We start from the raw sequence: 14192 nt of genomic DNA on the forward strand, positions 1-14192 counted from the left end.
ATTAGCGTCCTTTGGTTCCGGTTAACGCATCCGTCAGATCCAGATACTGTGGCGCCACCGCGCCGGCGAAGCGCCGCTGGTGCGCCGTCTGCTGGGCGGAGGCGCAGCCCTGTTCGCCGAGAAACTTGACCTGCTCCTCTTCCCACACCGCATCCAGCGCCTGCGGCGTATCGTCGCGCGCCTCTTGCGCCACCTGGGTCTCCAGCGCCTGGGCCTGCACCTCGCTGCCGGACAGCGCCAGCAGTAGATCGAACAGCACCGCGTACGGGCTTTCACGCTGTTGCAAGCGCGCGCCCAGCAGCGCCAGGATCGGCGCGATGTCCTGCAGCCCTTCCCGCGCCTGCGCCGCGCTGCGGCTGGCCAAATACTCCAGGTACAGCGGCAGGAAGTCCGGCAGCTCGCGGCTGTCGATCTCCAGCCCGGCGGTGCGGTACTGCGCCATCAGGTCAACCATCGCCTGGCCGCGATCGCGCGACTCACCGTGCACGTGCTCAAACAGCAGCAGCGAGGTGGCGCGGCCGCGATCGAACAGCTCGCAATAGTCAGCCTGAGCATCCAGCAACGGGCGCGCGCACAGGCGGCGGATAAACAGAATCAGCTGCGCGCTGTGGTGCAGATCCAGCTCGCTGGCCGGCTCCAGCGCTTCGATCAGCGCCTGCTGATGGTCAAACAGCACCTGCTCCGGGTAATCCAGCAGGCGGGCGATCACTTTCAGGCTGATCATGAGGCATCCTCCGGCCGCGCGGTTTTCGCGGTCACGTCGATGACGTCGATACGGCGGCTGTTGAACAGATTGAACTTACCATCGCTGCCGTGGCAGCCGTCGCCGAAGCTGAAGCCGCACCCCTTGCTTTCCGGGAAGGCTTCGCGCGCCAGTTCGCGGTGGCTCGACGGCACCACAAAGCGATCTTCATAGTTGGCGATCGCCAGGTAGCGATACATCTCCTGCGCCTGCGCTTCGCTCAGGCCAACCTGCTCCAGCGCGCTGGTGTCCACCACGCCGTCGACGGTTTCCGCCCGTTTGTAGTGGCGCATCGCCAGCATGCGCTTCAGCGCCAGCAGTACCGGTTCGGTATCGCCGGCGGTCAGCAGATTCGCCAGATACTGCACCGGAATGCGCAGGCTCTCGACGTCCGGCAATACGCCGTTGTGCGCCAGCTCGCCGGCGTCGGCGGCGGACTGAATCGGCGACAACGGCGGCACGTACCACACCATCGGCAGCGTGCGGTATTCCGGGTGCAGCGGCAGAGCCAGCTTCCAGTCCATCGCCATTTTGTACACCGGCGACTGCTGGGCGGCTTCAATGACGCCCTGCGGCACGCCGTCCGCCAGCGCCTGAGCAATCACCTTAGGATCATGCGGATCGAGGAAGATATCGAGCTGGCTCTGATACAGATCTTTGTCGTTCTCCACCGCCGCCGCCTGCTCGATGCGGTCGGCGTCGTACAGCAGCACGCCGAGATAGCGGATGCGGCCCACGCAGGTCTCCGAACAGACCGTCGGCTGCCCGGCTTCGATACGCGGGTAACAGAAGATGCACTTCTCGGACTTGCCGCTCTTCCAGTTGAAATAGATTTTCTTGTACGGGCAGCCGGTCAGGCACATGCGCCAGCCGCGGCACTTGTCCTGGTCGATCAGCACGATGCCGTCTTCGCCGCGTTTGTAGATCGCCCCGCTCGGGCAGGTGGCGACGCAGGCCGGGTTGAGGCAGTGCTCGCACAGGCGCGGCAGGTACATCATGAAGGTGTTTTCGAACTGGCCGTACATCGCCTTCTGCAGGTTATCGAAGTTCTTGTCCTGCGAGCGTTTTTCGAATTCCCCGCCGAGGATCTCCTCCCAGTTCGGGCCGCTTTCGATCTTGTTCATGCGCTGGCCGGTAATCAGCGAGCGCGGGCGGGCCACCGGCTGGTGCTTGCCCTGTTTGGCGGTGTGCAGATGCTGGTAGTCGTAATCGAACGGCTCGTAGTAGTCGTCCAGCGCCGGCACGTCCGGGTTGGCGAAGATTTTCGCCAACACGCCGACGCGGCTGCCCATGCGCGGCTCCAGCTTGCCGTTGATTTTACGGATCCAGCCGCCCTTCCATTTTTCCTGATCTTCCCAGGCGTGCGGATACCCGACGCCGGGCTTGCTTTCCACGTTATTGAACCAGGCGTACTCCATGCCTTCACGGCTGGTCCAGACGTTTTTGCAGGTGACCGAACAGGTGTGGCAACCGATGCACTTGTCCAGATTCAGCACCATGCCGACTTGCGAACGAATTTTCATTTGCTGTTCTCCTGCTGACTGCCCTGCGCGTAGTCGTTGCCTTCGTCGTCCAACCAATCAATGCGGTTCATCTTGCGCACCACCACGAACTCGTCGCGGTTGGAGCCGACGGTGCCGTAGTAGTTGAAGCCGTAGGCCAACTGCGCATAGCCGCCGATCATGTGGGTCGGCTTCGGACAGGCGCGGGTCACCGAGTTGTGGATGCCGCCGCGTTGGCTGGTGATCTCCGAGCCCGGCAGGTTCACGATGCGCTCCTGCGCGTGGTACATCATGGTCATGCCGGCCGGGATACGCTGGCTGACCACCGCGCGCGCCGTCAGCGCGCCGTTGGCGTTGAAGGCCTCGATCCAGTCGTTGTCCGCGATGCCCAGATCTTTGGCGTCGTCTTCGCTCAGCCAGACGATCGGGCCACCGCGCGACAGCGTCAGCATCAACAGGTTGTCGCTGTAGGTGGAGTGAATGCCCCACTTCTGGTGCGGCGTCAGGAAGTTCAGCGCCTTCTCCTTGTTGCCGTTCGGCTTGCTGTTCAGCAGCGGCTGCGCGGCACGGGTGTCGATCGGTGGCCGGTATACCAGCAGGCTTTCACCGAAGGCGCGCATCCACTCATGGTCCTGATACAGCTGTTGACGGCCGCTGAGGGTGCGCCACGGGATCAACTCGTGCACGTTGGTGTAGCAGGCGTTATAGGAAACATGTTCATCCTCCAGACCGGACCAGGTCGGGCTGGAGATAATTTTGCGCGGCTGCGCCTGAATGTCGCGGAAGCGAATTTTCTCGTCTTCCTTGTTCAGCGCCAGATGCCGGTGATCGCGGCCGGTGACGTTGCTCAGGGCTTCCCAGGCTTTTACCGCCACCTGGCCGTTGGTTTCCGGCGCCAGCGACAGGATCACTTCCGCCGCGTCAATCGCGCTCTCGATCTTCGGCCGCCCTACCGCCGGGCCGTCGGCCTTGACGTAGTTAAGCTGCTTGAGGAAGTCGACCTCGGTTTGGGTGTTCCAACTGATGCCCTTGCCGCCGTTGCCCAGTTTGTCCAGCAGCGGCCCCAGCGAGGTGAAGCGCTCGTAGGTGGCCGGGTAATCGCGTTCCACCGCGATGATGTGCGGCGCGGTTTTGCCGGGGATCAGATCGCATTCGCCTTTCTTCCAGTCCTGCACGCCGTAAGGCTGTGCCAGTTCGGCGGCGGAGTCGTGCTGGATAGGCAAGGTCACCACGTCGGTTTCCTGGCCCAGATGGCCGACGCACACTTCGGAGAAGGCCTTGGCGATGCCCTTGTAAATCTCCCAGTCGCTCTTCGAATCCCAGGCCGGATCGACCGCCGCCGACAGCGGATGGATGAACGGGTGCATGTCGGAGGTGTTCATATCGTCTTTTTCGTACCAGGTGGCGGTCGGCAGCACCACGTCGGAGTACAGGCAGGTGCTCGACATGCGGAAATCGAGCGTCACCACCAGATCCAGCTTGCCTTCGCCGCCCTGCTCGCGCCATTCCACTTCCTGTGGCTTCACGCCGCCCTGCTGGCCGAGATCTTTCCCCTGGATGCCGTTTTCGGTGCCCAACAGGTATTTGAGCATGTACTCATGGCCCTTGCCGGAAGACCCCAGCAGGTTGGAGCGCCAGACGAACAGGTTGCGCGGGAAGTTCTGCGGATTGTCCGGCTGCTCGGCGGCGAAGCCCAGCGTGCCGTTTTTCAGGCCGTCGACGGTGAACTCGACCGGTGACTGGCCGGCGGCGCGGGCCTGCTCCGCCAGGCGCAACGGATTGGTGCCCAGCTGCGGCGCCGACGGCAGCCAGCCCATGCGCTCGGCGCGCACGTTGAAGTCGATCAGGCTGCCGCCGAAGCGCGACTTGTCCGCCAGCGGCGACAGCAACTCGTCGGTGCCGACAGTTTCATAGCGCCATTGGCTGGAATGGTTGTAGAAGAACGAGGTGCTGTTCATGTGGCGCGGCGGGCGCTGCCAGTCGAGGCCAAACGCCAGCGGCAGCCAGCCGGTTTGCGGCCGCAGTTTTTCCTGGCCGACGTAGTGCGCCCAGCCGCCGCCGCTCTGGCCGACGCAACCGCAGAAGATCAGCATGTTGATCAGGCCGCGGTAGGTCATGTCCATGTGATACCAGTGGTTGACGCCGGCACCGACGATGATCATCGAACGGCCGTGGGTCTTCTCGGCGTTTTCCGCGAACTCGCGGGCAATGCGGATGATGTTGTGGCGCGACACGCCGGTGATCTGTTCGGCCCAGGCCGGGCTGTAGGCCTTGACCTCGTCATAGTCGGCGGCGCAGTTGGCGTCGTCCAGCCCGCGTTCCAGGCCGTAATTGGCCAGCGTCAGGTCATACACGCTGGTCACCAGCGCTTCGCTGCCGTCCGCCAGCCGCAGGCGTTTCACCGGCAGCTTGTGCAGCAGGATCTCGTCCAGTGCCACGCTGTTGAAATGCTCGCTGTCGGCTCCGCCGAAGTACGGGAAGCCCACCTCGGCGACGTCGTCATGCATGCCCAACAGGCTGAGCTGCAGCTCGACTTCCTGTTGCGATTTGCCCTCGCGCTGTTCCAGGTTCCACTTGCCCTTCTCGCCCCAGCGGAAACCGATGGAACCCTGCGGCGCCACCAGATCGCCGCTGTGGCTGTCGATGGCGACGGTTTTCCACTCGGGGTTGTTTTCCTGGCCCAATCCGTCCACCAGATCGGCGGCGCGCAGCAGGCGGCCGGCGGCGTAGTGGCCGCCTTCACGCGGCTCCAGCAGCACCAGCATCGGCATGTCGGTATAGCGGCGTACATAGTCGCGGAAGTAGCCAACTTCGCGGTCGAGATGGAACTCTTTCAGCATTACGTGGCCCATCGCCAGCGCCATCGCGCTGTCGGTGCCCTGCTTCGGATTCAGCCAGTGGTCGCACAGCTTGGCGACTTCGGCATAGTCCGGCGTCACCGCCACGGTTTTGGTGCCCTTGTAACGCACTTCGGTAAAGAAGTGGGCGTCCGGGGTACGCGTCTGCGGCACGTTGGAGCCCCAGGCGATAATGTAGGAGGAGTTGTACCAGTCGGCGGATTCCGGCACGTCGGTCTGCTCGCCCCAGGTCATCGGCGAGGCCGGCGGCAGATCGCAGTACCAATCGTAGAAGCTCAGGCAGGCGCCGCCGATCAGCGACAGGTAGCGGGCGCCGGCGGCGTAGGACACCATCGACATCGCCGGGATCGGCGAGAAGCCGATAATGCGGTCCGGGCCGAAGGTTTTGGCGGTATAGACGTTGGCGGCGGCGATCAGTTCATTGACCTCTTGCCAGCTGGAGCGGACGAAACCGCCGCGGCCGCGCGCCACCTTGTAGCTTTTGGCTTTTTCCGCATCGCCGACGATAGAGCCCCAGGCCGCGACCGGATCGCTGTGCTGCGCTTTCGCTTCGCGCCACAGTTTGAGCAGACGCTTGCGCATCAGCGGGTATTTCAGCCGGTTGGCGCTGTACAGGTACCAGGAGTAGCTGGCGCCGCGCGGGCAGCCGCGCGGTTCATGGTTAGGCAGATCGGGACGGGTGCGCGGATAATCGGTTTGCTGGGTTTCCCAGGTCACCAGACCATTCTTCACGTAGATCTTCCAACTGCAGGAACCGGTGCAGTTCACGCCGTGGGTGGAACGCACCACTTTGTCGTGTTGCCAACGGCTGCGGTAGCCGTCTTCCCAGTCGCGGTTGGTGTTCAAGGTCTGGCCGTGATCGCCAGAAAAAGGCTCCGCCAACTGCTTGAAATAGCGGAAACGGTCTAAAAATTTGCTCATCCGGAATGCTCCTGAAGGCTCTTGTCGTTATAAGAAGACATGCTCAATCTGCCGCCAGCCTACTGACGGCCAACCGGCGGCAAATTGATTGCGATCAAGAGAAAGCGGGAGGCGACGCGCGCGTCGGGGATGAAATACCACCAAAGTATAGGTGCGAGACTTAACTTTAATTAATTGAATTTGAATGAATAAATCAGGAATTCATGACAGAGACTGACGGGCGGGGGGCAAGGTGGGGTATTTGGGGGTAGGACGCGGGAGAAACCTCCCGCGTGATGCTAACTCGTCGCTTTCAGCGTTGAAGCCACAGCGTCGCGGTGCCCACTGCGGGCAACGCCAGCTTGACCTCCGTGCCCTCTCCCTGCTGCCGCCAGCCCGCCGGAAGGCGCAAGCGGGTGCTTCCCTCTCGATAGTAGGGGTTGGCTACCAGCAGCAAGGCGCGATCGCCCAAAATAAACATCCGCGCCGGCATTTGCGGGTCGCTTCCCGCCAGCGGCGTCGATTTACCCGTCAGCAGATAAGGGGTGAAAGCGGCAATTTGCTGCGACACGGTAGCCACGCCACGCCAGGTGGCGTCAAACTCCCGTTGGTCGAAGCGGCCGGTTTTACGCTTGTAAAACAGATCGGTATAAGAATAAAACAACAGCCCCTTAGCGCCGCCGATCAGCGCCTGCCAGGCCTGGTTGCGGATTTCCGCCTCTGACGGCGGATGTGGCTTGCGGCGGGCGTCATAAGCGGCGTGATCCATGATTTGCATCACCACCCAGGCCCCGCGTGCCTGGCGGGCGGCCTGCACCGTCAGTTCGGTATAACGCGTAGTGCGCGTCAGATCGCGATCGTTCCCCACCGGGTAAGGGTCGGTCGCCAAAATGTCGCTGCTGTTAAAGTAGGCGTCCAACTCCCCGGTTTTGTTCAACACCTGGAAGGTGGGGTGATCGCCGTCAAGCCGCTTTATTTGCAGGTTTTTTTCCTCGATCTTATCGAGATATTCCGGCCCCAGTTCATCGTTGATGTACCAGGCGAGCAGGTTGGGCTGAGAGCGCAAGCGCTGCACGTACCAGGCCGTCATCGCCGCGTAGTCGCCACCACGCACGGCCGGCGCGAAACGGCTGCCGCGGTACTGATCTTTGACGGAGTAAATGACCAGCAGCCCGCGCTTGCGTGCGTTGCGGAAAAAGGCGTAAGGATCTTTCTTTTCCCCATAATCATAGTTCAGCACCGTGTTGAATCCCGCCGAGGCGATGCGCGCCAAATGTTCATCGGTAGCCACGTTGGCGTAAATGCCCAACGGGAAAAGCCGTTGACCATCGCGCAGGGTAAAGCCTTTGCTGTCGATCGCCACTTTGGCCGCAGGCTGGCCAACGCGAAAAGACAGCTCGCTGCCCTGTGCCGGCTGGGATTGCTGACCGGTGACCTGCTGACGCAGGCGGTACTCTCCCTGGGCCAGGCCGGTCGGCAGTGGGTATTCGATACGGCGCTGCCCTTCAACTTGATAACGGTCGCGGCTACGGTGAACAACCTGCCCCTCGGCATTAAGCAATTCGCTATCGACCTGCAAATGCTGCGGCTGCGCAGTGACTATCAGCGTGTCGACCTTTCCCTGCGCCGACGCGCCGAGCTGATACAATGCCGGCTTAGACGCTCGAGTACACGCATAGGCGTCGTCAAACCAGACGGTACCGGTGCTCCCCTTACGCAGGTAAACGCCAAAAGTGATTCGCGCCGCCTGTGGCGGCACGGTATAGCTGGCGTTCACCTGCCGCCAACCGCTGTCGCCGGTCACGCCAGCCGGATAGCTGCCTTCCAGAAAGCGCCCCTGCGCATCAAAGCTTTGCAGATAAACCCCGGCGCCGCCGTCGCGGCTTTGCCCGCGTACGCCGCGGGTCTTGAGCCAGACGCCGAAATCGATCGTCTGCCCGGGTACAACCTGCAGCGCCTGGTTGAAGGTACGGTACTGCGCTGCATCTGCATTGTCATAACGCAGACTGCCACGGCCGCTGTGCGTATCGCCGTCGCCCTGTGCGCCCTGCGCGCGCCAGCCGCTGAGCCCCTGCTCAAAGCCGGGGTTGGCCAACAGATTGGGTTGGCAGCTCTGCGCCAGAGCCGAAGCGCTCCACAAGGCGCAACAGCCCAGAGCCACCCTCTGATACATCCCCCTCATGGTCACTTCCTTTTCACCACGGCATTGAACAGATAGGTGGCGAACAGATAGCAGGATTTCTGGTAAGACAGCCCCAAATGCTGACGGTAAATCCGCCATTGCCAATCCGCGGCGCGGATTTTGTTGCCCGACAGCGAATGGGTAGACAATCGGTAACAGGCCAGCGGTTCGGGAATGCAGTAGGCCAGGCCGTTACGCGCCTTCTGCAGCACCGCCAGCCACATCAAATAGTCCTCATGGCCCACTTTTTGCTGATACACCTTACCGATGCGCTTCTGGTTGTAGATGCCGGTGAGATTGCCAATCCAGTTGCTTTTCAACATATCCTGATAGCCAATAAGCTCATCCGCACCACGGGTGTTTTTGATCAATTTCAGGTCGTCTTCGAAGGTGTAATAATGGGAGCACACCACGTCGTAGCGGCGGGTTTGCAAAATGCTCGCCTGCCGCGACAGCTTGTTGGGCAGCCATACGTCATCACTGTCGCAGAAGGCGATATAGTCGCCTTTCGCCGCCTCAATGCCGATGTTGCGCGTTTCCGCCACGCCCTGGTTATGCTCATTACGGATATAGGTGAGGCGATCGTGGATAAACGGCCGTACCACCTCGGCAGTATCGTCGGTAGACGCATCATCGATCACATACAGGTGATAATCGGTAAATCGCTGATTCAGCACGCCTAAAATCGACTCTTTAATAGAGTTCGCAGCATTGTAGGCCGGCATTATCACGGATATCTTTTCCATTCTGTCCTCACTCGGTGAGCTGTTGCCACTGGGGATAAATACGTTCGGGAGAAAAACGACGAGACTTCTCTAACGCGGCGATAGAGAAGTGCTCGCGCAAACCCGGATCGAGCATCAGTTTGATCACCCCTTCGCTGAAGGCGGCAGCGTCGTCATCGGGCACCAGATAGCCGTTGACGCCATCGTCTATCAACTCGGCCGGGCCGGTCTTGCAGTCGTAGGCCACCAGCGGCAGGCCGAAACTCATGGCTTCGATCAACACCATCGGCAATCCCTCATAGCGAGAGGTCATCAAATACAGGCTGGCCTGGCGATAATAGTCCGCCACGTCAGCGGTGGCCGGCAGCAGACTCACCTGCCGCTCCAGCCCGGCGTCTTCAATCTGTCGCCGCAATGCGTCGCGCTCCGGACCGTCGCCAATAATCAGCAGACGCCAATCCGGCGCCTGCGCCACCACCCCTCGCCACAGTGCGATCAGTCGATCGAAGCCTTTCTGATTGCTCAATCGCCCCACCGCCAGCGCCACCTTTTTTTGCAGCGCCGGCGTCGGCGCCTGTGCGCCGAATGGCGAAACGTTCTCGATCACCCGACATTTTCCGGCCCCCACCCAGCGAGCGATGGCGTCGCTATCTTGCCGCGTCAGGAAAATCACGCGATCGCTCAGCCGGTAAACCAGCAACTTCAGCCACTTAAATACGCGCGGATACTGGTGAAAGCTGACGTGCTCACTTAATAGCAACCGGCTGCGGGCACAGAACAAACGCAGAAAAGGCGTCATCACCACCGACAGTTTTCCCATAGAAACGGTAATAATCACGTCCGCGCGTTCACGCCGCAGCGCCAATGCCAGCCGCCATGGCCAGAACAGCGAATCGCCACCGCCGCAGCGCAACCGGACGTCACTCGCCAGCGGAAAGAAGCTCCGCTCGCCAAACAGCGAAAACACCGCCACCTCATAACCCGGCAGACGCGCCAGCGCGTTGGCCAAACCGCTGGCGACCCGTTCAGTACCGCCCTTGCCCGCGATATTTTCGATAACGATGATTACCTTGCGTGCTTGCATATCATCTCCTGAATCCCTGGCGCACATTGCGCAGCAGCCGGCCGCCAACCGAGAACAATCCCAACCGCGCCAGACAATCGCCATACCATTTGATCACCTTGAACTTGCCGCTCAGGCTGTGCCGCACGATGCGCGACGAGTAATAATTGAACGCCTGGGCGTTTTCCGAATACAGCGAGGCCAGCAGATGCTTGCAGGCGAATCCGCTGATATGGCGATCGCTGGGGCTGAGGAAGGTATTGATAAAGCGGTCGCTGGCCTCCAGATTGAGCTTCGCCGTCATGCGCCCATAGCGCCCTACGTCGAGAAACACCCCTCCGCCGGCGTCGTGCGCCACATGCGCGCCCAAATTGGTGGCATTGACCAAAAAACCCCAGTCCTGATGCTTATTGAGGAACTCGGGAAATAAAAAGCGGCGATCGCTTTTTTTACGGATGCTGATGGTGGATGAACGAATATCGCCCATTTCCAGAAAAAGAAAATCCTCGCCGGAGGAACCGGATTTATAATGGAAGTTGAAATCACGCACCGAATCGCCGCTCACCTCCGCATAGTTGCCGAAGATAATATCAATATGGCGATCCTCATGTTTATTCATGCGACGAATAATATAGTTGGTCGTGAAGTAATCATCAGAGTCGAGGAAAAACACGATCTCCGATTGCGCTAACTTGGTACCTAAGTTGCGCGACACCGCCGCATTGCTCTTCTGTTTTTTCTCATGCAGCATCACATTGCTATTCGTCGCCGCTATCTGACGAATATACTTGATATCATCCTCGTCAGAGCAATCATCAACCAAAATCACCTGATAGTCGAATCCTTGGCAAGCGTTGAAAATCCGCTTCAGCGTTTTCGGCAGGTAGCGTGCACTATTATAAATAGGGATAACGATCGAGAAATCCATTTCTTAACCCTCCAACTTAGAATTTATCATTTCTTTTCCACGGCAAAGCAACAATAACGACACGTTAAATACCGGGACCAAAAAATAGGTTTCCGTAAAGGTTGTCAGCAGGAAAACAACCACCACCCAGCGCATGAACCGACTCAGCCTGCGCATATTGCCCAACAGGTGAAAATAACAAAAAAGCATGACGACAGAAGCGATGCCACCGGCCGAATAAAACATGGCGATGAAGAAGAAATCGACGGGCTTATAAGGCTCTATATTCATGCCGAACAGCGGATTGGGTAGCCCCACCGCCTGAAACATCTGCCAGGAGAACCAGATTCGCCCGGTCAACGCCTGGTTCAAGAGGACGTCCAAGGCCGGATTACTCCCCCAGCGTATAACGCTGGCGAATTGAAAGCCTACAATGGCCAACGTCAGCGCGATGCAGACTTTTCTGTTCGGCGCGACACGCAGCAGCGGCGCCAGCCAAAACAGCAACAACATCAACAGCGCCAACATAAAACAGGTGCGAGAATAGGAATACATCAGCACCGGGAGAATTAACGCCGATACCGCCAGCGAAGCGATATTTTTCATTCCTCGCGTTAATTTCGCATGATCGATCAGGCACAGCAATGTGGCGAACAAGGCAAAAGAATAATACGCCAGGGTATTCGGATTATCGAACCCCAGCGTTAATCGATTGCCGTAACGCTCATCAAGGTAAACAAACCCATCGGTGTAAAAGATATAGGGAATAACCACCAGTAACCCTGCCACCACAAAGGTGATGGCAAACATTTCAGCGCCACGCCCCATGTCTATGCGGCGAAATAAAATGATCACCGCCGTGCTGAATACCGCACCAAACAGATAATCACCATGACCGGTGGCAATATTAACAAGAAACAGCAGAACCAAAAAACCCGCAACCGCCTTTTCCGCCAGCGTAGCGATAAAAAATGCATAGCCAACATAGAGCAACATCAAGCCATTAAGCCCCATGACCGCTTTATTAATCAGCTCGCTATTGAACGATCCCGAGGTCAGGAACGTTTTCACGAAAAACATCAGCAGGAAGGTCAATACAATTGATTGATTGACTAAATCTCGCGACTGATTATAACCCGCATTGGCATGCATTTGAAAATTGGAGGCGACTCTTTGCATAAGCGTTTACTCAGTAAAATAACTGCCCCATTCCTGCTCAATGTTTTTCGGCATCAGCTTGCTTAACCCCGCGCCAGGCGTAAACGTCAACTCACCGAAATACACCTTCTCACCGACCTGGTAGAAATCCACACGGACATAAGAGAACTGCTGCGCGGTCTGGCGAGCCAAACGTATCATTTCCTCCAGCCGTGTAGGGCGCGGCATCGGTTCGTCTGCATTCGGCAAGTTGATACGAATTTCGGTGCGGTTCCAGTCGATATCAAAAATATCGCGCCGATGGGTGCCGAAACGCTGGTAATCCACCTGGATGAACATACGAATTTCATGATTGTCGTTGAAACAATGAAACTTGATATCGTTCGGCACCTGTTCGCCATCCAGCAACAGGCGCTCCACCATGATGCAGGGTTCGATATCCAGATAATGCTTTTCGCGGCTCTGCTCATAAAAGTTGCTGCGCATCCACGCGTTGCTGAGATCGTACAACTCCGCGTAGCTAATCTGCTGCTTGTCGAACACCAAGCGGTTATAGCCGCTGCCGTGGTTGGCCTTCAGCACAAAGGCGTTAGGCAATTGCCTGAACATGTCGTAGCTAAGTTCAGTGCCATGCGCATACAGCTCCACCAGATACTCCTCGCCCCACAGGCCGGCGATAAATTCACGCACCTTGAACTTGTCCGACAAAGTGGTGTAGATGCTGCGCGGATAAATTTTGCGGCGCATGATCTTTTCGCTGAAGCCGGTCGGTTTTGACAGGTGCGGCAGCTTCTTGAAATAGAGCGCGTATTTAACCTGATGGTGCCAGGCATCGGGCAGGCGCTTGGAAATATTTTTAACCAGGATGTTTAACATGCTCTCTCCTTAATTTGCTGACAAGACGCGGCAGGCAGTAAAAACAGGTCAGCTGCAGTCGGGTAATTTTTCCGCCACGGAATAAACTGTTCAGCACGAAGAACGAAATGAACTCCGCCAACAGCGTAGATACCGCCGCACCGATCAGGCCGTAGCGCGGGATCAGCAGCAGATTCATCACCACGTTCGCCACCGCCACCAACGGCATCTTGATGGCGATAAAACGATAGCCGGCGAACAGCACGATGCTGCGGTACGAAACCGTCCCCATTACCGAGAACAGCGAGGTCAGCGTGCAAATAGCCAGGATATTGGCGGCCGGTTGGAAAGCGGCGCCGTACAGCAGCGCAATCGCCGGGTGGGCGAACCACCATAGGCCCAGCAACACCGGCAACGACAGGCCCAAGACCACCAGATAAAGCACCCGAATACGGTACTCCTGCTCCAACGGATCGCGACAGCTGGCAATGCCCGGCATCAACGAAGTGATCAGCGCCATCGGCACGAAAACCCAGCCTTGGCTGAGGGTGGTGGCGGCACTGAACCAGCCTACCGCCTGCTCGCCGACCAGATTGCCCAGCATGATTTGATCGATGCGGGTATAGATCACTATCGACAGGCTGGAGATGGCCAACGGCAGGCCCACCTTTAGCAAATAACGGCCATAGCGCCTGGCCTGGCGCGGCGTAACCCGCGGCGAGGCCGCCGCTTCCGCACGGAATAACCAGAGGCGCGCCAGGTAAGGTACGGCGCTGCTGAGGATGTAGGGTACCGCGAACCACACCAGCGGCAGCGCCGCGCTCACCAGCGCCAGCCGCAGCCCGATCGACAGCAGCAGCGCCAGGTTGTTGATCAGCGTATTGCGTTTCGACTGCAGGCGGGCATCGTAATAAATTTTGTACACGTCCTGAATCGAGAAATAGGCGCTGATAAGCAGCAACAGCGTCATCAGTTGGCTGGCGGGCGATTGGCTGAAATAGCTCCATATCAGCATCGGCAGCGCCACCACCAGGAACAGCCAACGACGCAGGCGTATTGACGCCAGCATCAGGCGAATGCCGCTCGGCTGTCGGCGGGCGACGCGGTTGAAAATGATGCTGTCGGCGCCCAACTGCACCAGTGGCACTACGATGGCGATCGTCGCCAACAGATAGTTGAGGGTGCCAAACTGCGCGGGCCCCAGATAGCGCGCAACGTAAATGGAGACGAAGATGCCGGACAGGCTGAGCGAAACGCGTTCAAGCATCAGCCACAGGGCATTGGTGATAATGGCCTTCAC

The 14192-nt window shown here is 58.9% G+C and carries 10 protein-coding genes; all 10 read right to left on the minus strand.

Annotation, left to right across the window (positions count from 1 at the left end):
* Position 1 precedes the first annotated feature (1 nt).
* Positions 2 to 724 (minus strand): nitrate reductase molybdenum cofactor assembly chaperone, encoded by a 723-nt coding sequence (gene narJ / locus ACJ8J4_RS05555; RefSeq protein WP_025303200.1) that lies wholly within the window; start codon positions 722 to 724, stop codon positions 2 to 4.
* On the minus strand, positions 721 to 2265 hold the full coding sequence (gene narH, locus ACJ8J4_RS05560) for a nitrate reductase subunit beta (RefSeq protein WP_264383594.1): 1545 nt from the start codon (positions 2263 to 2265) through the stop codon (positions 721 to 723). The genes narJ and narH overlap by 4 nt, the downstream gene beginning before the upstream one ends.
* Entirely contained in the window at positions 2262 to 6023 is a 3762-nt protein-coding gene (locus tag ACJ8J4_RS05565) for a nitrate reductase subunit alpha (protein ID WP_060433303.1), read from the minus strand. Before ACJ8J4_RS05565 ends, narH begins: the two co-directional genes overlap by 4 nt.
* 292 nt (positions 6024 to 6315) lie before the next feature.
* Positions 6316 to 8175: a carbohydrate-binding protein CenC gene (locus ACJ8J4_RS05570; RefSeq protein ID WP_197836197.1), complete on the minus strand. Its 1860-nt coding sequence runs from the start codon at positions 8173 to 8175 to the stop codon at positions 6316 to 6318.
* An 11-nt stretch (positions 8176 to 8186) separates the two neighbouring features.
* The gene (locus ACJ8J4_RS05575) at positions 8187 to 8930 is read right to left on the minus strand and encodes a glycosyltransferase family 2 protein (RefSeq protein ID WP_038876984.1); all 744 of its coding nucleotides are present in this window, start codon (positions 8928 to 8930) and stop codon (positions 8187 to 8189) included.
* A 7-nt stretch (positions 8931 to 8937) separates the two neighbouring features.
* The gene (locus ACJ8J4_RS05580; protein WP_049209033.1) at positions 8938 to 9993 is read right to left on the minus strand and encodes a glycosyltransferase family 4 protein; all 1056 of its coding nucleotides are present in this window, start codon (positions 9991 to 9993) and stop codon (positions 8938 to 8940) included.
* A gap of 1 nt (position 9994) precedes the next feature.
* On the minus strand, positions 9995 to 10900 hold the full coding sequence (locus ACJ8J4_RS05585; RefSeq protein WP_025303206.1) for a glycosyltransferase family 2 protein: 906 nt from the start codon (positions 10898 to 10900) through the stop codon (positions 9995 to 9997).
* A gap of 3 nt (positions 10901 to 10903) precedes the next feature.
* Entirely contained in the window at positions 10904 to 12058 is a 1155-nt protein-coding gene (locus ACJ8J4_RS05590; protein ID WP_060433311.1) for a hypothetical protein, read from the minus strand.
* A 6-nt stretch (positions 12059 to 12064) separates the two neighbouring features.
* The gene (locus tag ACJ8J4_RS05595; protein ID WP_025303208.1) at positions 12065 to 12913 is read right to left on the minus strand and encodes an ATP-grasp fold amidoligase family protein; all 849 of its coding nucleotides are present in this window, start codon (positions 12911 to 12913) and stop codon (positions 12065 to 12067) included.
* Positions 12894 to 14192: a flippase gene (locus ACJ8J4_RS05600; RefSeq protein WP_049204106.1), complete on the minus strand. Its 1299-nt coding sequence runs from the start codon at positions 14190 to 14192 to the stop codon at positions 12894 to 12896. The genes ACJ8J4_RS05595 and ACJ8J4_RS05600 overlap by 20 nt, the downstream gene beginning before the upstream one ends.

Source organism: Serratia sp. CY47280 (assembly GCF_052168655.1).
Lineage (GTDB): Bacteria > Pseudomonadota > Gammaproteobacteria > Enterobacterales > Enterobacteriaceae > Serratia > Serratia bockelmannii.